Origin of the sequence: Polynucleobacter sp. JS-JIR-II-c23 (assembly GCF_035011225.1) — a bacterium.
In the GTDB taxonomy this organism is placed as follows: Bacteria; Pseudomonadota; Gammaproteobacteria; order Burkholderiales; family Burkholderiaceae; genus Polynucleobacter.
The window spans coordinates 1,749,703-1,773,201 of record NZ_JAYGQT010000001.1; the positions used below are offsets into that span (position 1 = coordinate 1,749,703).

26 protein-coding genes are annotated in these 23,499 nt (G+C 45.0%); 12 read left to right on the forward strand and 14 right to left on the reverse strand.

Annotated elements, in window-relative coordinates; all coding sequences use genetic code 11:
• Window positions 1-79: 79 nt before the first annotated feature.
• A complete protein-coding gene (locus tag VC159_RS08895; RefSeq protein WP_215359325.1) occupies window positions 80-604 on the forward strand; it encodes a hypothetical protein in 525 nt (174 codons plus the stop codon).
• 57 nt (window positions 605-661) lie between these two features.
• Window positions 662-796: a hypothetical protein gene (locus VC159_RS08900; RefSeq protein WP_323473334.1), complete on the forward strand. Its 135-nt coding sequence runs from the start codon at window positions 662-664 to the stop codon at window positions 794-796.
• Window positions 797-814: 18 nt separating this feature from the next.
• Here VC159_RS08900 and VC159_RS08905 read toward each other — a convergent pair whose 3' ends face one another.
• The 5 genes from VC159_RS08905 to VC159_RS08925 all read right to left on the reverse strand — a co-directional run bounded on the left by VC159_RS08905 (window position 815) and on the right by VC159_RS08925 (window position 6,081).
• Window positions 815-1,738: an MBL fold metallo-hydrolase gene (locus tag VC159_RS08905; RefSeq protein ID WP_215359321.1), complete on the reverse strand. Its 924-nt coding sequence runs from the start codon at window positions 1,736-1,738 to the stop codon at window positions 815-817.
• 18 nt (window positions 1,739-1,756) lie between these two features.
• Window positions 1,757-2,275 carry a lipocalin family protein gene (locus tag VC159_RS08910; protein WP_323473335.1) on the reverse strand — a complete coding sequence of 173 codons (519 nt, stop codon included), beginning with the start codon at window positions 2,273-2,275 and terminating at the stop codon, window positions 1,757-1,759.
• 44 nt (window positions 2,276-2,319) lie between these two features.
• A complete protein-coding gene (gene msrP, locus VC159_RS08915) occupies window positions 2,320-3,282 on the reverse strand; it encodes a protein-methionine-sulfoxide reductase catalytic subunit MsrP (RefSeq protein WP_215359317.1) in 963 nt (320 codons plus the stop codon).
• Between the two features lie 56 nt (window positions 3,283-3,338).
• Complete coding sequence (locus tag VC159_RS08920; RefSeq protein WP_215359316.1) at window positions 3,339-3,746, reverse strand: BLUF domain-containing protein; 408 nt, start codon at window positions 3,744-3,746, stop codon at window positions 3,339-3,341.
• 100 nt (window positions 3,747-3,846) lie between these two features.
• Window positions 3,847-6,081 carry an NADP-dependent isocitrate dehydrogenase gene (locus VC159_RS08925; protein WP_215359314.1) on the reverse strand — a complete coding sequence of 745 codons (2,235 nt, stop codon included), beginning with the start codon at window positions 6,079-6,081 and terminating at the stop codon, window positions 3,847-3,849.
• 235 nt (window positions 6,082-6,316) lie between these two features.
• Between VC159_RS08925 and VC159_RS08930 the strand changes: the two genes are divergently transcribed.
• On the forward strand, window positions 6,317-7,513 hold the full coding sequence (locus tag VC159_RS08930) for an MFS transporter (RefSeq protein ID WP_215359312.1): 1,197 nt from the start codon (window positions 6,317-6,319) through the stop codon (window positions 7,511-7,513).
• On the opposite strand, the gene VC159_RS08935 is transcribed toward VC159_RS08930, so the two are convergent.
• Window positions 7,510-8,526 carry a DUF6352 family protein gene (locus VC159_RS08935; protein WP_215359310.1) on the reverse strand — a complete coding sequence of 339 codons (1,017 nt, stop codon included), beginning with the start codon at window positions 8,524-8,526 and terminating at the stop codon, window positions 7,510-7,512. The genes VC159_RS08930 and VC159_RS08935 overlap by 4 nt on opposite strands.
• 87 nt (window positions 8,527-8,613) lie before the next feature.
• On the opposite strand from VC159_RS08935, the gene VC159_RS08940 reads away from it, so the two are divergent.
• Window positions 8,614-8,961 (forward strand): FKBP-type peptidyl-prolyl cis-trans isomerase, encoded by a 348-nt coding sequence (locus VC159_RS08940; RefSeq protein WP_215359308.1) that lies wholly within the window; start codon window positions 8,614-8,616, stop codon window positions 8,959-8,961.
• Between the two features lie 82 nt (window positions 8,962-9,043).
• Here the strand turns inward: VC159_RS08940 and VC159_RS08945 are convergent, their stop codons facing one another.
• Window positions 9,044-10,036, reverse strand: coding sequence for a transglycosylase SLT domain-containing protein (locus tag VC159_RS08945; protein ID WP_215359306.1), 993 nt, complete (start codon window positions 10,034-10,036; stop codon window positions 9,044-9,046).
• A 509-nt stretch (window positions 10,037-10,545) separates the two neighbouring features.
• Between VC159_RS08945 and VC159_RS08950 the strand changes: the two genes are divergently transcribed.
• Entirely contained in the window at window positions 10,546-11,568 is a 1,023-nt protein-coding gene (locus tag VC159_RS08950) for a DNA/RNA non-specific endonuclease (RefSeq protein WP_323473336.1), read from the forward strand.
• On the opposite strand, the gene VC159_RS08955 is transcribed toward VC159_RS08950, so the two are convergent.
• Window positions 11,560-11,802 carry a DUF3820 family protein gene (locus VC159_RS08955; RefSeq protein ID WP_215359302.1) on the reverse strand — a complete coding sequence of 81 codons (243 nt, stop codon included), beginning with the start codon at window positions 11,800-11,802 and terminating at the stop codon, window positions 11,560-11,562. The genes VC159_RS08950 and VC159_RS08955 overlap by 9 nt on opposite strands.
• Before the next feature lie 151 nt (window positions 11,803-11,953).
• On the opposite strand from VC159_RS08955, the gene VC159_RS08960 reads away from it, so the two are divergent.
• The 5 genes from VC159_RS08960 to VC159_RS08980 are packed head-to-tail and all read left to right on the forward strand — an operon-like array spanning window position 11,954 to window position 14,887.
• Entirely contained in the window at window positions 11,954-12,868 is a 915-nt protein-coding gene (locus tag VC159_RS08960) for a DUF6662 family protein (protein ID WP_215359300.1), read from the forward strand.
• A gap of 12 nt (window positions 12,869-12,880) precedes the next feature.
• Window positions 12,881-13,060: a hypothetical protein gene (locus VC159_RS08965; protein WP_215321555.1), complete on the forward strand. Its 180-nt coding sequence runs from the start codon at window positions 12,881-12,883 to the stop codon at window positions 13,058-13,060.
• Between the two features lie 23 nt (window positions 13,061-13,083).
• Window positions 13,084-13,641: an FMN-binding protein gene (locus VC159_RS08970; protein ID WP_215359299.1), complete on the forward strand. Its 558-nt coding sequence runs from the start codon at window positions 13,084-13,086 to the stop codon at window positions 13,639-13,641.
• Between the two features lie 2 nt (window positions 13,642-13,643).
• Window positions 13,644-14,465, forward strand: a complete 822-nt coding sequence (locus VC159_RS08975) for an FAD:protein FMN transferase (protein ID WP_215359297.1) — start codon at window positions 13,644-13,646, stop codon at window positions 14,463-14,465.
• Window positions 14,462-14,887, forward strand: a complete 426-nt coding sequence (locus VC159_RS08980; RefSeq protein ID WP_323473337.1) for a hypothetical protein — start codon at window positions 14,462-14,464, stop codon at window positions 14,885-14,887. The genes VC159_RS08975 and VC159_RS08980 overlap by 4 nt, the downstream gene beginning before the upstream one ends.
• A 24-nt stretch (window positions 14,888-14,911) precedes the next feature.
• On the opposite strand, the gene VC159_RS08985 is transcribed toward VC159_RS08980, so the two are convergent.
• Window positions 14,912-15,232: an ArsR/SmtB family transcription factor gene (locus VC159_RS08985; RefSeq protein ID WP_215359293.1), complete on the reverse strand. Its 321-nt coding sequence runs from the start codon at window positions 15,230-15,232 to the stop codon at window positions 14,912-14,914.
• A gap of 5 nt (window positions 15,233-15,237) precedes the next feature.
• Complete coding sequence (locus VC159_RS08990; RefSeq protein ID WP_323473338.1) at window positions 15,238-16,098, reverse strand: MBL fold metallo-hydrolase; 861 nt, start codon at window positions 16,096-16,098, stop codon at window positions 15,238-15,240.
• 146 nt (window positions 16,099-16,244) lie between these two features.
• Here VC159_RS08990 and VC159_RS08995 point away from each other — a divergent pair, with 146 nt between their 5' ends.
• Both VC159_RS08995 and VC159_RS09000 read left to right on the forward strand, forming a co-directional pair.
• Entirely contained in the window at window positions 16,245-17,489 is a 1,245-nt protein-coding gene (locus VC159_RS08995) for an NAD(P)/FAD-dependent oxidoreductase (protein WP_215359289.1), read from the forward strand.
• Window positions 17,490-17,492: 3 nt separating this feature from the next.
• A complete protein-coding gene (locus VC159_RS09000) occupies window positions 17,493-18,308 on the forward strand; it encodes a sulfite exporter TauE/SafE family protein (RefSeq protein WP_215359287.1) in 816 nt (271 codons plus the stop codon).
• A gap of 161 nt (window positions 18,309-18,469) precedes the next feature.
• Here the strand turns inward: VC159_RS09000 and VC159_RS09005 are convergent, their stop codons facing one another.
• The 4 genes from VC159_RS09005 to VC159_RS09020 form a co-directional block, all read right to left on the reverse strand.
• Window positions 18,470-19,198, reverse strand: coding sequence for an ABC transporter ATP-binding protein (locus VC159_RS09005; RefSeq protein ID WP_215359285.1), 729 nt, complete (start codon window positions 19,196-19,198; stop codon window positions 18,470-18,472).
• A gap of 30 nt (window positions 19,199-19,228) precedes the next feature.
• On the reverse strand, window positions 19,229-21,157 hold the full coding sequence (locus tag VC159_RS09010) for an ABC transporter permease subunit (RefSeq protein WP_215360301.1): 1,929 nt from the start codon (window positions 21,155-21,157) through the stop codon (window positions 19,229-19,231).
• Between the two features lie 2 nt (window positions 21,158-21,159).
• A complete protein-coding gene (locus VC159_RS09015) occupies window positions 21,160-22,038 on the reverse strand; it encodes a branched-chain amino acid ABC transporter permease (protein WP_215359283.1) in 879 nt (292 codons plus the stop codon).
• A gap of 141 nt (window positions 22,039-22,179) precedes the next feature.
• On the reverse strand, window positions 22,180-23,364 hold the full coding sequence (locus tag VC159_RS09020; RefSeq protein WP_323473339.1) for an ABC transporter substrate-binding protein: 1,185 nt from the start codon (window positions 23,362-23,364) through the stop codon (window positions 22,180-22,182).
• Between the last annotated feature and the right edge of the window lie 135 nt (window positions 23,365-23,499).

Genomic DNA, 23,499 nt, shown 5'->3' on the forward strand with positions numbered 1-23,499 from the left:
GGGATTCCTGCGCGCGCTGACCTTGTCCTTCTTTTGCATTCCTACTAGTTTGGTGTGTACCGCCGAGCAATATTCTCCCGTGTCTATTTTAGGGCTCATTAATACCCCCCAAGAGAGATCTCAAGATCACATACTGAAATTCTGGGGCTACCATAACTACCAGGGATCTCAGAATTATCTCGATACCCTCAAGTTGCGTTACTACAACCCACTTAATCTGGGAGACTGGCACGGCACTATGCGACTCGATACCGCCTACACCGCAAGCTATGGACCCCAACAATCGGCACAAGGCACAGACGGCTTTTCACCTAACAATGCCATGCTCACTATTTGGGGTGGTCAAGTAGGCTGGCTGGGTAATATTGGAGCTCGGGTATACGCCCCACTAAGCAATTCAGGCCAGTGGTTAGCCGGCCCTCAAGTGAGCACTTCTTTTAAACCCGCTGGTAGTGAGAAAAATATCCTTTCAGATACTTCACCGCTAGCCAGGTATATGTTTGGTTTCAATCCAAAGGCGCCTGCTGGCACCAGCTTACCTCCTATTACAAGTCAGCTTGAGCTTTATCCAACTATCGGCTTGAACTTAAGTCCCAGCACCTAGATTCGCTTTTGGGATGAGAACGGCGCGGTCTTTAACGCCGCGGGTGGAGGCTGGTTTGTGCCGATTGATGCGATGGTGACCCAACGAATCAATAAAAATCTTTTGGTAGCGATTGGCGGTGCGAAACAAGTTGTTCAAACCTACCAACTCTCTAACTGGTCTGTGTATGGAAAAATTGTGCTGAGCTTTTAAAATAAGTGATAAAAAACATTAGGCAAGATCAACCAACATTTGATTATCCAGTTTTGCTGCACCCGACTTGATCAAGGCTTTAGGCAACCACTGCGTAAATTCATCCATACTCATGTTGAGCAGTTTTGCTGCACTAATTAATGCAGGTGTATTCGCAATCCATTCATTCACATGTGCAATGTCACGGCTGCGCCATTCTAAGAGGCGGTATTTCAACAATACTTTAGCGCCATGTCGGGCATTCCGATCTGGATCAGAGGCCAAATAATCTAATCTCGATCTTGCTGTAGCAAGAGATTTGGAAACATCCGTAAAAGGTGCGCCATGCCCAGGGATCACCAGATTGACTGGCAATGTCTCAATCAAATCCAAGGTTTGTGCCACCTCTTCAAAACCCACTTCACCCCAAAGCTCAGGAAAAATCACTCCGAAACCCTCTTCCCATAGGGCGTCAGCTGAAATCAATATACGGTGATCTGCCTGGTACAACATAACAGAGTGCGGATCATGTCCTGGTGCTGCCAATATCTTCCAGAGATATCTTCCTAACAGTATTTCCTCACCCGGGATCAATACACCGTGATGCGGAAACTGAGGGCACTCTTGACCCAAGTTGTCATAACTTAATAAAGCGCTATCCCAGTTTTGAACTGCTATCGCTTCAGCAGCCGGAATACATACCTCGCTATGAAATGCTTTTACCAAAGCCGCATTGCCACCACAGTGGTCTGAATGCAGATGGGTATTAACCACCCTATTTAATTTCAATAGACGATGCTTTTGCAATGCATTCTGAACCAAACCGATAGTCAGATCTTGGTGAGCACAATATCCAGAATCCACCAAAGAAACATCATTTTCACCAAAGTGAAAAATATTATTGGCAGAGAGCCAGCCTCTTTCAAAGACTTCAATCCCTGGAGGTAGCAAATGCGTAGTCATGACTGAGTGGCTTTGTGTTTACTTGGTAGTTGCTTGTGGAGTTAGCTCTAACTTACGTGTATCGAACTGTTGCGCCTGTATGCGCGTTAAGGTGTCTTCATATACTTTTTTATCTATCTGTGGAGTTCTGGACAAAATCCACAGATATTCACGACGAGGATCGCTTACTACAGCCACTTGATACTGAGCATCCAGATCAATCACCCAATAATCACCCCAAACCAAAGGGATAAAGGCCAGCCACGCAGGCGCAAATCGCACTTCAAGCTTAGGTGAGTCTTTTGCCCCAATCTGCTTTGCAGTACCCTCGGCCTCCGATATTTCGCCCTCGGCAGTTTTGCAGCTATTGAGCACTTTGAGAGTGCCATCAGCCCTAGCCGAATAGACCGCCTTCGTATTGCTAATGCACTTCCTCTGAAACCAGTTTGGGTATTTGGCAATCTCATACCAGACTCCCAGATAGCGCTGCACATCAAGGGATTGAATCGTCTTTACCGGCGCATCACTTCCCTGCCCGTATGCAGAAAAGTTAAACAACAAAATGCAAGCGCTAAAAAATATTGGATAAATTTTCCTCATTACTAATAGTACTTCTTCAGATCCATGCCTGCATACATACCAGCCACTTGTTCACCATAGCCATTAAACATTTGGGTTTTAATCTTAGGCGCAAACATTCCTTTGGGATCACCAATACGGCGCTCTACTGCTTGACTCCAACGCGGGTGATCTACCTGAGGATTTACATTGGAATAGAAACCATATTCACGGGCATCAAATTGATTCCAGCTGGTCTTGGGCATCTCTTCTGTAAAACGAATTTTGACAATCGACTTGGCACTCTTAAAACCATACTTCCAGGGCACCACGAGACGGACCGGAGCGCCATTTTGATTTGGCAGGACTTCGCCATATAAGCCAAATGTGAGAAGCGTTAATGAATTCATAGCCTCGTCCATACGCAAACCTTCACGATAAGGCCAGTCAATAATGTTGCTCTTCACCCCCGGCATTTGTTTGCGATCTGCCAAGGAAATAAATTCCACATACTTAGCCGAGCTCAGTGGCTCCACTTTATTAATCAACTTAGAGAGTGAGTAGCCATCCCAAGGAATCACCATAGACCAACCTTCAACACAGCGCATCCGGTAAATGCGCTCTTCCATTGGTGCTAATTTAAGGAGTGCATCAATATCCAGTGTTATTGGTTTTTTGACCAAACCCTCAATCGATATTGTCCAGGGACGAGTTTGCAAGCTATCAGCATGCGCAGCTGGATCCGCCTTATCCGTACCGAATTCATAAAAGTTGTTATAGCCGGTGACAAACTTAAGCGGGGTTAGACCGTCTTTATCTGCAAAAGCAGGGTTTAGGGTGGCTGCCAGCCTTTCTGGGTTTGCGGCAAGGGCTTCTCTAGAGAACCATGGAGCCAGCGCCATTCCAAAACCCCCTGCAGCCGCAGTTTTGATAATGGTCCTACGGTTTTCAAAAACCGCTTTTGGAGTGATATCGCTAGCAAGGATGGTCTTATCGGTAAAACCCATAACGCGCCCCTAAGGAATGTAATCAACCTATTTTGCTACCGATGGTAATTTCTTGCTTAAAACTGACTTGCCCGCATCTGGTTCATCAAAGCGAGATTATATTTATCCATGCCGCCAACCATTTCAGCCAAGTCTGGGTAGTCTCTAACTAAAGATTCGCCGCCATAAAAGCGGAGTAGCCAATCTGGATAGCTTCTATTGGAAATTTCTTTAATCTCTAATAATTCAATACGATGATGCCGTTTATCATCCTGGATTCTCTTCCATACCTTCATAATATTGGCACGCTCACCTTCAATCACCTGAGCAAACTGCTGGTTATCGTAAAAGAGAATGCCGGTAACACTATGTTTTTGATTAAACGCGCGCGCCGACTCGAGCAAGCGCATTAAGCCAAGAAAAGACATATCCGAGAGAGCTTCACTCAGATAACTCAATTCAACCAGGTCTTTTGGTTTAGACATAAAAAAAATAGGTGAGGCAAATGAAAAAAGGCAAACCCGAAAGTTTGCCTTTGAATGCTAAACCTAATCTAAAAAATTAGGTACTTATCGCTTACACCTATTACGCGTTTGCTGCCTTTAAAGCTGCATTCAAGGTAGCACTAGGACGCATTACTGCTTCAAACTTCTCAGAATCAGGCATAAAGTAACCACCAATATCTGCTGGCTTACCTTGCACCGCTTTGAGTTCGGCTGCAATCTTTTGCTCATTCTCAATCAAAGATTTTGCCAAAGGAGCAAAGTGCGCTTGTAATTCTTTATCTTCCGTTTGAGCGGCTAACGCTTCAGCCCAGTACATTGCTAAGTAGAACTGGCTACCACGGTTATCCAACTCGCCAGTGCGCGGTGAAGGTGACTTATTGTTATCTAACAGCTTACCAGTCGCATCATCCAAAGTGCGAGCTAAGATTTTCACCTTATTGTTGCCAGTCTTATCACCGATATCCTCAAGAGATACGGCTAAAGCCATGAACTCACCAAGTGAATCCCAACGTAAATGGTTTTCTTCTACCAACTGTTGAACGTGTTTAGGGGCTGAACCACCCGCGCCCGTTTCAAACAGACCGCCACCAGCCATCAAAGGCACGATGGATAACATCTTCGCACTAGTACCTAACTCCATAATTGGAAATAAGTCCGTGAGGTAGTCACGCAAGATATTACCGGTCACAGAAATGGTGTCCTTGCCACGAATCACGCGCTCTAAGGTGTAACGCATTGCACGTGTCTGAGACATGATCTGAATATCTACACCCTTCAGATCGTAGTCTTTGAGATAGGTATTTACCTTCTTAATTAATTCAGCTTCGTGTGGACGGTACTCATCGAGCCAAAATACTGCTGGAGTATTGGAAAGACGCGCGCGATTCACAGCCAACTTCACCCAGTCACGAATTGGCGCATCTTTACACTGACACATACGCCAGATATCGCCCTCTTCCACATGTTGCTCAAGCAATACAGTGCCATCATCAGCAACGATACGGGCCACACCAGCCTCAGGAATTTCAAAGGTCTTGTCATGTGAACCGTACTCTTCAGCCTGTTGAGCCATCAAACCGACGTTCGGTACTGTACCCATCGTTGTTGGATCAAAGTTACCGTGCGTCTTACAGAAATTGATCATTTCTTGATAAATACGGGCAAAGGTACTTTCAGGAATGACCGCCTTCGTATCATGCAAACGACCATCAGCACCCCACATCTTGCCGCCTACACGGATCATTGCCGGCATAGAAGCATCAACGATCACATCACTTGGAGAATGGAGGTTAGTAATACCTTTAGCAGAATCCACCATCGCTAATGCTGGACGATGTTCGTGGCAGGCATGCAGATCTTGAATGATTTCTTCGCGCTTAGATTCTGGCAAGGCTTTGATCTTTTCATACAGACTGCTCATTCCGTTATTGGCATTCACGCCCAGCTCTTCAAATAGCTTAGCGTGCTTTGCAAAAGCGTCTTTATAGAAAATCTTTACCGCATGACCAAACACAATTGGATGGGAAACCTTCATCATCGTTGCCTTGACATGCAAGGAAAGCATCATGCCGGTCTTATAAGCGTCTTCGATTTCTTTCTCGTAGAACTCGCACAATGCTTTTTTGCTCATGTACATACTGTCGATAATTTCGCCAGCCAATAAAGAGACTTTGGGTTTGAGAACAATAGTCTTGCCACTCTTCGTCACCAAGTCCATCTTCACATCACAGGCCTTAGTCATCGTCATCGACTTCTCACCAGCGTAAAAATCACCCCCATGCATATGAGAAACGTGGGTGCGCGACGCCTGACTCCACTCCCCCATTGAGTGTGGATTCTTGCGGGCGTAACGTTTTACAGCGGGAGGAGCGCGGCGGTCGGAATTACCCTCGCGCAATACTGGGTTTACTGAGCTACCCAAGCATTTGGAATAACGGGTCCGAATGGATTTTTCTTCATCTGTTTTTGGATCTTCAGGAAAATCAGGAATCTTGTAGCCTTTAGTTTGTAGCTCTTTAATGGCGGCGAGCAGCTGGGGCACAGAGGCGCTGATATTGGGCAACTTAATGATGTTGGTATCGGGCAATAAGGTCATTTTGCCTAGCTCAGCCAAGTTATTCGGAACTTGCTGCTCAGGCGTCAGGCAATCAGGAAACTCAGCCAAGATACGCGCTGCAACTGAAATATCACTCGTCACGATCTCCACGCCAGCAGGAGCTGCAAAAGTACGAATAATTGGCAGAAATGCACGAGTGGCCAAAAGTGGCGCCTCATCTGTCAGCGTATAAATAATCTTTGATTTCTCTGAAGCCATGAATGTTTCCTCAATATTGAAAAATTACAGAGTCAGGTTTTTACCCTGCCGCCCTCAAATCCACATTTTGCAAGTCGCTTTTAGCGCACCTTTTGCCAATGAGGCGAGAGCTCCATTTTAAATCATCGGACTTGGCAAAAATGCCGGTTTTGCACCTTAAAGCGCCCGATAAAGGGCAATTTAAGGGAATCCACCAAGGCTGCAGAGGCTCTAAATTCGCCGTACACTGCAAGCTATGACCCGCAAACATCCTTTACTCAACAAAAACCTGGTGCTGCTGATCATTTGTCAGGGACTATTCCTCACCAATAACGTGACGTTTATCGCTATCAACGGGTTGGTAGGGCTTAGCCTAGCACCAGCCAGCTGGATGGCCACCCTACCCGTCATGGGCTATGTTGTCGGGGGCGCCTTTTCCACCTCCATTGTGGCCAAATCTCAAAACTACTTTGGGCGCAGAGTCTCTTTCCAGCTAGGCTTGCTAGTAGCAATGCTCTCAGCACTTCTATGCGCGTACGCCGCCATTACAAGAAACTTTTGGCTTTTAGTCTTGGGGACCTTTATTGCGGGTTATTACAGCGCCAATGGGCAGCTCTACCGCTTTGCTGCAGCAGAACTGACAGACCAGAGTCAACGCGATAAGGCGATCTCTTGGGTACTTGCTGGTGGCATTCTTGGTGCAGTCATTGGACCCAATCTAGCCTCCTGGACGCGAGATCTATTTGATACCGCCTTTCTGGGGGCATATCTCACTCTATCCATTGCCGGGTTCATTGGCATCTTCGTGATGCAGTTCATTCGCTTTCCACAAGAACTCAAGGCGCAGCATGCACTTACCGATGGACGCCCTTTAAAAGTCATCCTCCAGCAACCCGTCTTTATGGTTGCCATCATTGGTGCAGCATTAGGGTATGGGGTTATGAATCTACTCATGGCTGCCACACCTTTGGCAATGCAAATCTGTGGGCTACCATTTTCGGACACCGCTTTAGTACTGGAGTGGCATGTGATTGGCATGTTTGCTCCTGGATTTTTTACAGGATCACTCATCCAACGATATGGGGTATTAAAGATAATGGGGACCGGGGTGTTTCTGAACTTCATCTGCATTGCAATCGCTCTTACCGGAACCGATCTCCATCAATTCTTTATCGCTTTATTTTTACTCGGCGTTGGCTGGAACTTTTTATTTACTGGCGCCACCTCTTTGGCGATGACTGCCTATCAACCCAATGAGCGGGACAAAGCACAGGCTGCCATTAATTTCTTCGTCTTCGGAACTATGGCCTTCACTTCTTTTGGGTCAGGCGCCCTAGTCACCTCACATGGTTGGAGCATCCTCAATTGGGGATCACTCATCCCCGTTGTAGTAAGCGGTCTTGCGATTTTCTGGCTTGCTCAGCAACGGAGACAACCGCGAGTGATGACCTAAGAGGCTTTAGCTAGCGGCAAGTTAAACAAAAGGTTTTGTGGCTTTAACTTCAGCTGATGCTGGTCGTTCATGGCAATAGCCATATATACCGGCTTACCAGCCTGGGCCTTAGCAACAGCAGCCTCATCGATAAAGTCTAGGCGAAATAAACAAATCACTTTCTGCAATTCATCTGCCTCAACCAATTCTTGGTTGTAAAGCTTATTGAGTATTTCAGTAGCAACTGCATCTAAGCCAACATGCCATGACCACTTAGGATCGGTAATTTGCTGCATGGGGGTAATGCGCACACTAACTCCGAGGAAATGTTTTATCCATTTCTCTAAGACGCGACAAAAATGATTAATAGGCTCATGCCCAAAATTTAACTGAACTGCTAAATCAAAATCTTCGTTGCGAGACCAATAGGTATCAGCGTTGTCTTCATGCAGTACATCCAGATCGGCTGAACGCATCGTCATTGACCTGCCTTTGAGCAAATCCATGATGTTTCCCGTATCACTGGCTTGGGCGTTGCGAGCAACCACCTCATCGTCCGCCCCCATGACGATGCCATCATCAATAACGGTAATCTTTTGAGTTCTGAAAAAAAGTTCTCCCATTCGCACTTCCAATGGATGCGAATCATTACCCAGAATATGTCTAATGAAAATTTGGGCGAGTTGAGCAATAAATAAAGGTGGTACGTCCACGCCCTCGCCTTTAAATAAACTCATATAAAAGTTCTCTAGGGAGCTGGCCGCTAATAAACGCTTTCGGTAGCGCAGCCAAACCCGATAGTTCTCCTGAATATCCTCATCAGCCATCGCCGAGATTTCATCATCAGTAACATCTGCACGAGGGTTGTCAGTTAAACGCTGGTGAAGTGAACGTTCGATAGCGCAGGATTCAGGAACCAGCTTGAGCTCAGGCCTCTGCATATAAGTACGCAAAAAGTCGTCTGTCACCAACAACTGATCATCAGAACTGATTGTCAGAGTGTTATATGCAGAATTTGGCCAATAATTTGTCATACGTTTGAGCTAAAACATCATTACCGAAGAGATTTACAGAGCTCAGAATATACTAGCCAATCAATTTGTGTGAAATAGGAAAACATCATGAGTGAACTCAAAAAAATCGATACTGTTGTGGGCGACGGAAAAGAAGCTGCACCAGGTAATCATGTAGACGTGCATTACACCGGCTGGCTTTATGACGAGAAGGCTACTGATCACAAAGGTCAAAAGTTTGATAGCTCCTTAGATCGCGGGCAACTCTTTAGTTTCCCTTTGGGTGCTGGACATGTCATCAAAGGCTGGGATGAAGGCGTGGCTGGTATGAAAATTGGTGGCAAACGCACCCTCATCATTCCTTCTGAGATGGGCTATGGCCCTCGCGGTGCAGGGGGTGTTATTCCTCCAAATGCCACCCTAGTATTTGATGTGGAGCTCCACGGCGTTAACTAAGGCTCGCGTATTCAGCAGCAAAACAAAAGCCACCCTTGTGGGTGGCTTTTTATATAGCTTGATCTACTTAAGATCTAAAAACTTAAGAGCGCAGATCCTTGCCGTTCAATGTCAAGCGATTAGACGAACGGTTTTGACACAACCCAATCAGGCGATTTCTTTCGGCCATCACTTTGTCCGCGTAGCCGCCATCATCCTCAGCATTCGCAGCGCCAACGTAGTACTTCAGGCCATTACGCAATGAACCAGCCGTAGCAATCAGGTATTTCAAAATATAGGCGCCAACACGGATATTGACTTCAGGCTTAGCGGCCTCAGAAGTTCCGCCAAAGATTGCATACTTATCTTTGTGTACTGAAGTCATCACCTGCATGAGGCCTTCCGCACCGGCGTGACTCTTAGTGTTTGGGTTGAAATTAGATTCCACCGAGATTACTGCCAACAAAAGCACTGGGTCGATGTTGACCTCTTTTGCAATCAAAATCGTGTTTGAAACGTACTCTTCAATCTTTGAGCGATCGAGACTGTATTTCTTCTCAAAGAAGTCAGCTACGGCACGTTGATTCTGAATTGAGCCCATTAAGTTGCTATCTAAAGCCTGAGGGTCCATCTTAGATGTGGGGATGCGATCAGACAGATGAGAAATGGATTTCACCTGCATTTGCGCCACAGAGGGCATTAACAAAGCCACGGTCTGCTGCTTGGCGCTAGTCAAACCAACTGAAGCAGGAATCTTAGACTTGCCATAGATCACAGCGGCGATCTCAGTATCAGCGGCCTGGGCAGCTGATACTTCATTGGACTCTTTATATTGATTGATCATCCCAAAGCCGTTACTCCAAACCATGTGACGCGCTTCATCAGGAACAAGGATACGAGCAAGGTCAAAGGCGCCAGCATTAGTGCCGTTGCCTGAAAGCCAAAACCCAACCACCATGAACACAGTTAAAACGAGTAGGCCATTGATGACCCTATAGACCGGAGCCATGGCGTGAGCTAGCAGCTCTTTAGCAGTCAAAGTGCTTGACTGTGCATTCTGCATATCGCTCAAATTGTTAGCTAAACATTTACTCATTCATTGTTTGCAAGGCCTCAAAAAAACTAGACTACCGTTCTATGCTGCATTGCAATATCTAAAAAACATGGGTCATCCTAAGAAGTTTCTTATATCAAGTCAAGAATAAAGAAGTGGAAATCAATAACTTATTGATCTAGGAATCCGGGAGATCCCGTATATGGATCTCCATAAGCATATATAAGTCAATAAAATCAATATCTTATAGAAGTTAGGAAGCACTAATTTCACTCTATAAAAAATTGGCTTAAACGGGACTTTTTTATGTTTTTAGCCAAAAATTCAACCAAAAAAAATCATACATCTAGTGCTTTCGTCTCCGTAATTTTCTAGGGGTAGTAGCAAGGCGGTATTTATTGCCAAGCGCTATTAATAGAGTATCCCTTAAGAAAAAATGCATTTTGATGGACAGAAAAACATTGAGGGGGCACTGATTCTTATTAGCTCTGGAGCTAGCGCAAGATAAAAAGAGATGCGCTCGAAAAGCGAAGGCCATACACTAAGAGCCCATGAAATTTCTTCGTCACCTTCTTGCCCTTGTAGCGGTTTCAGTCTCATTAAATGCGCAGGCGGCTTTTGAGGAATGCAAAGATCTGTTCCCGGCCCAGCAAATACCCACAAGTCCACAAGTGGGGCGTGATCTTTGTTTTGATAGTTTTGCCATCTACTACTCCCCTCAGGATAAAAAGCCAATCTATACCGTTGAGAAGCTCAGTCGGGAGCAGCTCTCTGCCACACACCCTCGAAGAAGTAATCAGTTTTATGAAGAAGCCAGACTACCCTTCTCCGAACGGGCTCTGCTCTCAGATTACCGCGGAAGCGGCTTTGATAGGGGTCATAACGCCCCAGCAGGCGACATGAGTAACGAACGCTCAATGGCTCAATCTTTCTCACTGGCCAATATGATGCCCCAGGCCAGGCAAAATAATCAGGGAATCTGGGCTAAGAATATCGAGGAGCCGACGAGGGCTTATGTCAAAAGAGCTGCTGGCGACATTTACGTATTCACGGGATCGATTGGAAACCGCGGCAGTATTGGCAAAAGTCGCGTAACGATTCCCAGCCATTTATACAAGTTGGTATATGACTCCAACAAAAATACTGCTTGGGCCTATTGGATTGAAAACACCAATGAAGCAACTATGAACCCGCCCATCTCTTATCAAGAGTTAATACAAAAGACAGGAATTGACTTTCACTTACCCGTAGGTGAAGGCAATAAAACGAGCAGCATATCGACGGAGGCCCATGAAATCATGAGACAAAAGAATCTCGTAGGTGGTTGGTATCCCATATTTTTTGACGATTACTCCCTAAATAAACTCAATGATGTCGTCAACAACATCAAGTCAGGCAAGGTGGCGAGCATTCAAATTCAATATGACCACAATGAATCTCTTGCAAAACAGATAGCCTCTCAAATTGAATCTCAGACCAAGTTAAAAGTCAGCCCAATTCAAAGTAGCCCTCCAGAATCGTCAACAGTGACTTACGAACGAAATCGCGTTACGCTGATTGTTCGCTCAAAGTAATTTAGATTTTGCTTGTAGGCCGTGTGCCCGCTGGATTGGCGCCAAGAGTCCACGCAAACCATTATGGTCTAGGGTATGCATTAATTCCAATAATTCACCAAGCTCGCCTTTAGGAAAACCTTCGCGAGCAAACCACGCCAAATAATTCCCCGGCAAGTCAGCCAAGGCACGCCCTGCGTGCTTACCAAAAGGCATCTTCATTAAAACCAATTTTTCCAAGGACTCAGCGTTCATTGGGGAAATCTTACAAGTAAAAAAGAATAGGCCTATAGATTTCGTCACTTCTTAGGTGATGGTTATTTTATTTAGTTGAGAATCATTCTCATCCAATGCTATATTGAGAACCATTCTCATTTAGATTGCTAACCACCAACCTCAAGGGACCATGAAATTGACCATTAATAGACTTCTTGCCTTTAGCCTCTTCTTAGTTGCCACACTTCACTTTTCTTTAGCCCATGCAGGCGAGGGAGTGTTTGGCTGGATTTACACCTTAGATTTGCAGCCTAAGGGCAAGCTGGAGTTTGAGCAGCGCCTGCAACTCAATCAACAGCAAGCAGCAGGAACTTACGATGCATTAACTGCCAGGACAGAACTGGAATACGGTTTAACTAACGACTTGCAAGTTGCCGGCTATATCAACTCTTACTACACTAATGCAAATCAAAATTACACCAATCCAGAAGCATGCGGAGATACCCCAACCTGTACCGGCGGTTACGGTGTTCCTTCTTCGCATGACCCCTCTACAGCGTATAAGAAAAGTGGCATTGAAGGCGGCTCTCTAGAAGCGATTTATCGCATCACTAATCCAGTGACTTCACCTGTGGGTGTAGGGCTTTACTTAGAACCGACATGGGGAAGAAATAAAGATGAGATCGAGGCGAGACTTTTACTTCAATCGAACTTTATTGATGACCGATTGATTTTGGCAGGTAACGTTGTAGCCGCGAATGAGCGCTTAAAGTTTATTGAGAACGGCAATGTTCCTGAATCGATGCTCGATTTCCTTGTGGGTGCTAGCTATCGCTTTGCCCCGAAATGGTCAGCCGGTGTAGAGGCTCGCTTTCATAATGATTATTCAGAGCTCAATTTACGCAATCAAGTTCAAAGAGCCACTTTTGTAGGCCCCAATATGCACTACGCAGCCAAAGACTGGTGGGTTACTGGCGCTTGGCGCTATCAACTTGCAGGCGGCTCCTGCATGGGTGGTGGAGAGGCCGAATGCTCAGATGCTCGCGTCTGGGATAGTCACTCAGTAAATGAATTCATTGTCAAAGTTGGCTTCCCACTTAATTAAGCGAAAGAAATTATGGAAATTCAGAATCTATTAGTTGCAGCTTTAGCTCATTTGCTGAAGTTTCAAGCCACCCAATGTCAAACAGCCAAGAAAAGAGCGTTGATGATGTTTGACAAACTCTCAAATGTCCAAGGCATCAACCCAGAAATTCAAGCACTTTGTAATGAAGCGAATGAATTACTTACTGCCTAAATACATTACCTAGATATCACCCCATGATCTGGAAACCTAACCCCTTAGCTCTTATTGGCATAGCAATGATGAGCGCACCAATCATTGCCCATGCAAAAATTTATGTTTCTGCAGAGCAAGCTCTAAAAATTCTTTTCCCTAACAAAATACTGACGAAGAATCCCGTCATCATTACGGATGATTTGCAAGAAAAGATGCGTATCGCATCCAGCATTCGTTACCCCTTTCAGGGCGAGCGCATCTGGAGGGCAGCTGATGGTAGCTGGTTTGTGGTTGACGAAGTCATAGGAAAACATGAAATGATTACTTATGCCGTTGCCATCAACCCAAATGGTGGCATCGCTGGTATCGAAGTTTTGGAATATATTGAATCTTATGGTTATGAAGTAGCAGAAGCGCAATGGCGTAAACAGTTTGTAGGTAAGACCGTAAATGACCCCATCAAGCTTAATCAAGATATTCAGAATATTGGTGGCGCAACACTTTCTTGCAAACACCTTACTGATGGAGTGAAGCGGGTAACGGTTTTATATGACCTAGCCCTGAAGAACACCCATTCAAAACCCAGCCTCGGAAAGTAACAATGCTTCGTTGCAAACCACTTCTTGGCACCTTTGTAGAGATCTCCATACATCAAGATGATGGGCAAGCGGCTGTTGATAATGCTTTTGCAGCCATTCAAAATATTCATGACCTCATGGGATTTCATGATCCTGAAAGTGAGCTAAGCCAAATCAATCGAAGTGCCCACATGGAAGCAGTTGAGATTCATCCTTGGACTGCACAAGTTATCCGAATAGCGAAAGAAGTTCATATTGAATCCGATGGCCTATTTAATTGTGGAATCGGTCACCGTCTGGTTGCTGCAGGATTATTGCCCCGCCATATCAACTTCTCTAATCATGAGCTTGGTGGCGTTGAAGATATGCACTTCTTAGCGCCCGACTTGATTCAGTCTTCCCGCCCAGTCTGCCTGGATCTGGGCGGAATCGCCAAGGGGTTTGCAGTAGATATGGCGGTCAGAGTCTTAATATCAGAAGGCATCGCATCCGGTTCAGTGAATGCTGGTGGCGACCTGCGGGTATTTGGGAATACCTCCCTCCCAATTCAAGTGCGCCATCCTGAGAGATCTGGGGAGTTAATTGATATTGGTTCTTTGAAAGATGGGGCTATTGCCACAAGCAGTCTTTACTTTGCAAAAAGAGATGGCCAGAAGAGTCATATTATCAATCCTCTAGCCCAGAATTTTTCTGAGGTTCATGTGGAGATTGCTGGATCATTCTCCATTCTTGCAAAAGAGTGTGTTTATGCTGATGCACTCACCAAGGTTTTAGCCCTATCCAATAATGAGCATCACCCGTGCTTCAGCCATTTCTCAGCGCAAGCACTGAGGATAGTCGCATGAGCCGCCTTGGGAGGATGTCCAGCTGGCAAAGAACGTTTGTCATCTGCGGCATGATGGCTTGTTCAATCACTGGCCTGATGTATCTTCTGGGGCATGAATTTCAGATCCAAAGATCTACTCTTGGCACCCATAGCATTCTCGCAGCTCATGGCATTGCTGCAATGCTGGCTACCTTAGCTCTTGGATCAGTAATGCCATTTCATATCAAGGCAGGCTATAAGTCCAGAAAGCAGTTGTGGAGTGGCTTTGGCCAACTGGGCTTTCTATTTGCACTTCTCATTACCGGCGGAATGCTTTATTACGGGCCAGAGGAAATCTGCGATGGAGTAATTAGCACCCACTGGATTATTGGCCTGCTGTTCGCTGTTATCTTTTTATTACACCTAACCGCCATTAGGAAGCCAAAAACAATTGTTAACTAAATTGTGAGAGCGGTAAAAACAGGTTTATTTTTTACAATAATGACTGTAGAGCAAGTTCATGACCGATAACGTTATGTCACTGGAAAGAGAATAATAAATTTGCTTACCGTCTCTGCGTGTCTTAACCAACTTTTTAGTACGTAGTACTGTCAGCTGTTGCGATAAGGTTGGTTGATGTATTCCGGTTGATTCCTCCAGGTCCCCAACGCACCGCTCCTCAACAGCGATTTCACACAACAACATCAGTCGACTCGGGTTTGAAAGTACTTTTAAGAACTCGCAAGCCTTTGTGGCAGAAGACTGCATCTTCTTAAGCTCAGCAATTCGCTTTTTTTCGCTCAACATGAAAATTACAGTGCGTTAAGGGGAATCTTTAAATATGAAATCCCGTTGCTTTCCTTCGGAGGCATATCACCTGCGCGAATGTTAATTTGGATCGAAGGCAAAATAAGTACCGGCATATCTAATGTGGCGTCACGCTTACTGCGCATCTGAACAAACTCATCCTCAGTAATACCATCATGCATATGTATATTCGATTTCTTCTGCTCGGCCACTGTTGTTTCGTAATTTACTGGACGCCCATTTGGCGGATAGTCGTGGCACATAAATAATCTAGTCGCACCAGGAAAACTCAAAATCCTTTGCATCGACTTATAAAGCGTGTGTGCATCACCGCCTGGAAAATCACATCGGGCAGTTCCAACGTCAGGCATAAACATGGTATCGCCTACAAAAATGGCATCACCTACTTGATATGCCATGCAGGCTGGCGTATGACCGGGAACAAAGAGGGACTTAAAGCTTAGATTTCCAAAGTGAATTTCTTCCCCATCTTTAAGCAAGTCATCAAACTGAGAGCCGTCCGCTTTAAATGCCTCTTCCAAATTAAACACTTTTTTAAATACCCCCTGCACCACCGAGATATGATCACCTATGGCAATCTTGCCGCCTAATTTCGATTTTAGATACGGTGCTGCTGAAACATGATCTGCATGTGCGTGGGTTTCTAAAATCCATTCTGTAGCTAGGTTATTAGCCTTGACGAACTCAATCACTTCATCGGCTGATTTCGTTTTAGTACGCCCTGACTTATGGTCATAATTAAGCACTGAATCAATGATTAAACATGGTGAACCCGGTTTCTCATAAACCACATAAGTTACGGTCCAGGTATCCGGGTCAAAAAATCCCTTAACAATCGGTTTCATGTATTTGTCCAGTTGGCTGTAAATAATTTATTTTATGATAAATACTATATAAAAATGTAGACTAATCATAAACCCTGATAGCCAATCACTATAATTCAAGCTATTTTATTGACCTAGATCTAATAAAACATAGAGGTGGAGATAGCATGACTTCAGCAAACTCGAGTTCCAATGTATTTGACGTAGTAATTGCAGGCGGTGGCGCTGCTGGCATAGGCTTAGCTGCTAGCCTGAAATCCAGAGACCACTCTCTAAATATCGCAATCATTGAGCCCTCTGAAGAGCACTATTACCAACCCTCTTGGACGCTAGTGGGCGGCGGTGCATTTAACGTCAAAAATAGTCGTCGTCAAACTAAAGATCTCATTCCATCAGGAGTGCGCTGGATTAAAGAGAAGATTGTGGGCTTCAATCCAGAGGCCAATGAAGTTCTGGTTAGTAATGGTGCTGCAGTTAAATATAAGCAACTAGCAATTGCAACAGGCATTAAGACAAACTGGGATGCTATACCCGGGCTCAAGGAAACACTTGGTAAAAATGGGGTGACCTCTAACTATAGTTATGAGTACTCTCCGTATACCTGGGAGCTTGTTCAAGGCCTGAAGTCTGGAAAAGCGATTTTTACTCAACCTCCTATGCCAATCAAGTGTCCTGGAGCACCTCAGAAGGCAATGTATCTATCCTGTTATGAATGGCAGCAACAAGGTAGCCTAAAAAATATTGAGGTTGAATTAGACAATGCGGGTGCCGCACTCTTTGGTGTAGCCGACTTTGTCCCGCCGCTTATGGAATATGTCAAAAAATACAATGCCAAACTCAATTTCAATACCAATCTTATTTCCGTAGATGGTCCATCTAAAAAAGCGATTTTTGCAGTCAAAGGTGCAGATGGAAATGTTACGCAGGTTGAAAAATCGTTTGACATGCTACATGTAGTACCCCCACAAGGCCCTCAAGATTGCCTCAAGGGAAGCCCCGTTTCCAATGCCGATGGCTTTGTAGATGTAGACCAATTTACCCTTCAACATACTCGCTACCCGAATATCTTTGGACTTGGTGATTGCTGTTCGTCGCCAAACTCTAAAACTGCTGCTGCAGCCAGAAAACAAATTGTGGTCGTCGCAGAGAACTTATTAGCAGCAAAACACAACAAACCACTGCCAACTAAATACGATGGTTATGGCTCATGCCCACTGACGGTAGAAAACGGAAAAATTGTTTTGGCAGAGTTTGGTTTTGGTGGAAAACTCTTACCCACTTTTCCTTGGCTCATTAATCCACTTAAAGCCACAAGACTCGCTTGGATTCTAAAGAAAGATGTTCTTCCTTGGCTTTACTGGAATGCAATGCTCAAGGGAAGAGAGTGGTTAGCGCGTCCATTTGAAAATTAATTGATGGACTTTTTGCCCTACCTAACCTTAGCAATTGGTGCATTTGTTGGTGTCTTAATGGGCCTGACGGGAGCTGGGGGCGGCATCTTATCAGTACCCTTACTGGTGTTTCTTCTGCATCTGCCAATGGCAGAGGCAGGGCCGATAGCATTAACAGCAATTACTATTTCGGCTTTTGCAGGCGCTGTTATTGGATTCAAGGCCAAAGCACTTCGCTATAAAGCAGCTATGTTGATGGCGATTTTTGGCTTGGCCTTATCCCCGGTTGGTTTATGGCTAGCCCAGAAGGTACCGAACACTCCGCTACTAATACTCTTTAGCCTGGTGTTGATGTACGTTTCTATTCGGATGCTTTTACAGGTAGCCAGAAATCTTTCTGGAAAACCCCTTCCACAAATTAAAAGTCCGCCCTGTCAACTGGACTCATCGATCGGAAAACTGATTTGGACAGTACCGTGTGCGCGTGCACTAATGATATCTGGGGCCACTGCTGGATTTCTATCGGGTCTACTAGGTGTTGGCGGGGGGTTTATTCTAGTTCCTGCTTTAAATAAATTCACTGACTTGCCGATGAAATCAATTGTTGCCACCTCACTTGGTGTGCTCGCAATTGTTTCTGCTGGGGGCGCCTTTATCTCCCTTGCATCTGGAACCCTGAATACGACCATTGCAATTCCTTTTGCCTGCGGTTCACTATTGGGACTCCTGCTAGGAAAAGTATTGGAGAAAAAAATAAGCGGCCCTAGAATTCAGCAAATATTTGCAGTCTTTACATTAATCATTGCCGTGAGCTTAATGATCAAGACAATAAATCATTGATGCCATATTTTGGCGGCACTCAAAAGACCTCCAGCCTCGGTGCTTAAAGATTTGAGAGGCTATAAAGCGCTTATCAAACTAAATCGGGGTAGCTTACATCTCCAGAAGAAAAAGCCCTTATTGCTAAGGGCTTTTTTATTTTCTTCAACTTCGAAAACTACTTAGTGACCACCAGCACCACCCAAGTAAGCCGCTTTCACAGCAGGATCGTCCTTGAGCTTTGCAGCAGGTCCGTGAGTAGCGATCTTGCCGTTCTCTAGAACATAACCGTAGTCAGCTACATTTAAAGCAGCAGCAGCAAACTGTTCAACTAGCAACATGGTGACGCCTTGTGACTTGAGGTTAGAAATAATTCTAAATACTTCCTCAACTAAGATTGGGGCTAGGCCCATAGATGGCTCATCCAAAAGAATGATCTCTGGGTTCAGCATCACGGCACGAGCCATTGCCAACATTTGCTGCTCACCACCAGACAAAGTACCAGCCAATTGATTGCGACGTTCCTTGAGACGTGGGAACATTTCAAGAGACTTTTCTAAGTCATGCTTGATGTCACCTTTTGGGCGGCTACCTGTGAAGCGTGGAAACGCGCCAAGCAACAAGTTGTCAGTTACGGACATCGTTGTAAACACGCGGCGACCCTCAGGGCTGTGAGCCAAACCTAGGCGGGCGATTTTATGAGAGTCGTAGCCGTCAATTTTTTCGCCGCCTAATGTGACTTCGCCAGCTGTTGGCTTAATCATGCCGGTAATAGCGCGCATGGTGGTAGTTTTGCCAGCACCGTTGGAGCCAATCAAAGTAATCACCTGGCCTTTGGGAACATCAATATTGATGCCATGGAGGACTTTAACTTTGCCGTAGCCTGCTTCAAGATTCTTAATAGATAACATGGTATTTACCGATTCAATATGTTCTAGTGATTAAGTACCCAAGTAGGCATGAATCACCTTCTCGTCTGCCTGAACTTCAGCTGGTTTACCTTCTGCAATCTTCTGACCAAAGTCCAATACAGAAACGGTATCGCAAACTGACATCACCACATCCATATGATGCTCAATCAGGATGAAGGTAATACCGCTATCGCGGATCTTACGAATAATGCGCAAGAGCTCTTTAATATCAGGAGCTGTCAAACCTGCAGCTGGCTCATCCAAGAGGAGCAACTCAGGATCTAACGCCAAGGCACGGGCAATCTCGAGTAAACGCTGTTTGCCGTAAGGCAAGTTACGCGCCTCTTCATTCGCCAAATCATCCAAGCCAACGAACTTGAGCAATGCCATCGCACGAGCGTGCGCTTCAGCCTCTTCCTTCTTGTAACGCGGTAGATGCAAAGCAATCTCAACCATGTTTGATTTAAAAGTGTGATGCAAGCCAACTAAAATGTTTTGGATAGCAGTCATCTCACCGAAGAGCTGAACGTTTTGGAAAGTACGTGCGATACCTGATAGTGCGATGTCAGAAGAAGTCTTACCAACAACACTTTCGCCAGAGTAAAGAACGTTACCAGCCGTAGGTACGTAAATACCAGTCAATACGTTCATCATCGTGCTCTTACCAGATCCATTAGGACCGATCAGACCATGAATAGTGCCGCGCTTGATGCTGAGATCAACATTGTTCAATGCCTTTAAGCCACCGAACTGCATTAATACAGAGTCGACTTTCAGGAGCTCAGCGCCCGTATTTTGATTAGCAACGGTACTAATGAAGCTAATGGAATCATCCACCACTTCAGCGTCACCGCCACGAGTAGTTTTTGCTTTGCCAACAATAGATTGATAGAAGCTCTTCGCAAAACCAACGATACCGTTTTGCAAGTAGTACACCACCAACAAAATCATAAAGCCAAAAATACTGAGGCGCCAATCAGAGATGCTATTCAACCAGAATGAAAATGCTGCCAAACCGACTACACCAGCAATCGGAACAGCTACACGCCTTGGAGTAGTTACCTGTTTAGACAAAGCCATACCAGCACCTACCACCACCACAACAGCAATAATCGAGGCAACGATGCGGAATAGATTGATATCGTCCAAGAGTTTTGGCAACAAAACGATGATGGCAGCACCAAGCAATGCACCCAAGCGAGACTTACGTCCGCCCATGATGATGCCGAGTAAGAAGAGAACAGCCAATTCATTGTTATAAGTGTTTGGTGAAATGTATTGCTCTGAATAGGCATATAGGCAACCAGCCAAACCAGCAAAGCCAGCGCTAATCACAAATGCGATCACCTTAAAGCGATATACAGATACCCCCATACAGTCACAAGCAATTGGGCTATCACGCAATGCTTCGAATGCTCGGCCAATTTGGGACTTCACAAAACGATCGACTACGATCAGAGAAATGATCAAAACTGCGGAAACTAACCAGAAGAATTCGGCCTTAGTCATTGGAATACCCATTAACTCTGGCTTTGGAATCTTGATGCCCAAAGGACCTTCGGTTAACCAAGTCATCTCATTGATTAGAATCTGCGCAATCGTACCGAACGCCAAGGTCACCATCGCCAAATAAGGGCCAATGACTTTCAAGGCTGGTAGCGCTAGGATTCCACCGAAGATTGCGGTAACAATAATGGCGGCTGGGATATTGACCCAGATTGGCATGCCAAAGTGGAAATACAAAACACCAGCGGTATACGATCCAATTCCGAATAAGGCTGCATGCCCCAATGAAACTTGACCAACATAACCTACAACGATATCCAAACCATATAACAAAATGGTGTAGATCAGAATTGTTTCAACTAAGTGAATGTAGTAAGGGTTATGAACAAAGAGGGGCAAACAAATCAGGCCCGCAATCGCAATCAATATAGGTACTAGAGACTTCAATTTCATCATTAAACTTTCTTAATCGCAGATTTGCCGAAGAGACCAGATGGTTTGTACGCCAACACGAGCAATAACAAAATCAAACCAGGCACATCTTTGTAACCAGTAGAGATATAAAAACCAGTTGCTGTTTCTACGATTCCGAGAATCAAGCCACCAACAATAATGCCAAGGCCGCTAGATAAGCCGCCAATAATCGCTACAGCAAAAGCCTTCAAGCCTAGCGCACCACCCATGGTTGCTCCAGTCAAGGTTAACGGCGCAATCAATACGCCCGCGAACGCTGCTGTTAAAGAAGAAAGTGCATAAGAGAAGGTAATGACTACGCTGGTATTAATACCCATCAAGCCAGCAGCATCACGGTCGTTTGCTGTAGCAACAACCGCCTTACCGTAAATAGTTTTGCGGTTAAAGAACTCTACCAACAACATCATCACCAATGCGCCAACGACTACCAAGATTTCCATTGGGAGAATATTTGCGCCCAAGAAACTCATTGGCTCCATTGGTAGTGGCGATGGAAATGGCAATGCATCACGACCCCAAATATTTTCAGCCACGTTCTTGAAAATAATACCGAGCGCGATAGTAGACATAATCCAACCAAACTCAGATTTAATCTTGATTGCAGGACGCACACCGATCAGCTCAACAAAGCTACCTTGAATCATTCCGAATAAGCAAACGACTGGAATCATCACCCAGTAGTTCATGCCAAAGGTATCTACGCAAGTTAAACCTACAAGAGCACCTAACATCAGCGCCTCACCCTGACCGAAGTTCAAGGTGCCAGATGTGGCAAATGTGAGCTGAAAGCCGAAAGCGATGACCGCGTAGATCATCCCCACCGCTATGCCGCTCGAGAGGATTTGTGCAAACATGTCCATGTTATTGGCCTAAATATTCTAAAAACTGTTTTATTAACGAATCCGACATTGTAAGCAAAACGCCGCTTGTAGGCGGCGTTTTGCTTTATCTAATGCTGCAGTGCAAAATAATTATTTAGATTACCTGCCCTAGAGCTTAAATTACTTCTTTTTCGCTGTTGCGTCTTCAGCATTCAAGAACTGGACGCGACCGCTTTCAACTACGCCCATAACCACGTCTTTTGCCTTAATAGCATCATGGTCAGTTGCAGTAAATGGCTTGTTGTAAGTAATCACAACGCCTTCAACTGGAGTCTTGAGATCTTGCAATGCTGCCAAAATCTTTGGTCCCTCTGTGCTGTTTGCCTGCTTGATAGCGGCAGCCAACAAATAAACAGAGTCATACCCTTGGGCAGCAGAAACTGGGGAAGCAATGATGCCATTCTTAGGTTTGAAGTCTTTCAAGTAAGCCTCAACGAAAGCTTTGCGCTTTGGAGTTGTTGCAGGCTGTTGAATGAAAGTTTCTGGCATTGTTGCGCCATCACCATTTTTACCGGCTGTATCAATAAAGCTAGCCATAGATAATGTCCAGCTACCGATCATTGGTTTTTTCCAACCCAACTTCGCCATACCGTTAGCAATTTGTGCCAACTCAGGTCCAATTGCGTATGTCAAAACAACATCAGCACCAGCATTTTTTGCTTTGAGCAACTGTGAAGTCATATCCACGTCACCAATATTGAACTTCTCAGTTGCAACTGGAGTAACGCCATAACCCTTCAATGCCTTCTCTAAGTCCTCGCGGCCTAACTGACCGTAGTTAGTGGAGTCAGCCAAAATTGCTACCTTCTTCAAGCCACGCTTCTCAACCGCTTCTTTAGCGATCATTGGCGCTTGAATATTGTCAGCTGCAGCATTACGGAAAACATAGTTTTCAGCAGCATTTGGGAATTGATGAGTAATCAATGTGCCAGTTGCAACGTTGTTAAATACTGGAATCTTTGCTTCTTGATAAAATCGTTGTGAAGCCAATGCAACACCGGTATTGATGTAACCCAAAGTAGCAACTACTTTCTCGTTGTTAATCAATTCTTGTGCAATTTGAACACCACGCTCGTTTTTCGCTTCATCATCGCGCTCAACCAAAACGATTTTGTTGCCGTTGATACCACCAGCAGCATTAATTTCTTTTGCAGCAAGGCGAACACCGTCACGCATACTGACACCCATTGAGGATGAACCACCAGTAAACGGACCTGCAACACCAAGTTTGATATCGGCAGCATAAGCGCCGGTTGTAAACATTGCAGCAGCGGCTACTGCAAAAATGTGATGACGAATGTTCATAAAGTCTCCATGACTAAAAATTGCTAATTAATAAATACTTTTTTATAGGTAAAACCGAAACGAACAGTTATCTTACTGTTAATACAAAGGCAAAAAAAGGGCTTTGTATTAGGGTTTTACATTAGCTCTAGAGGC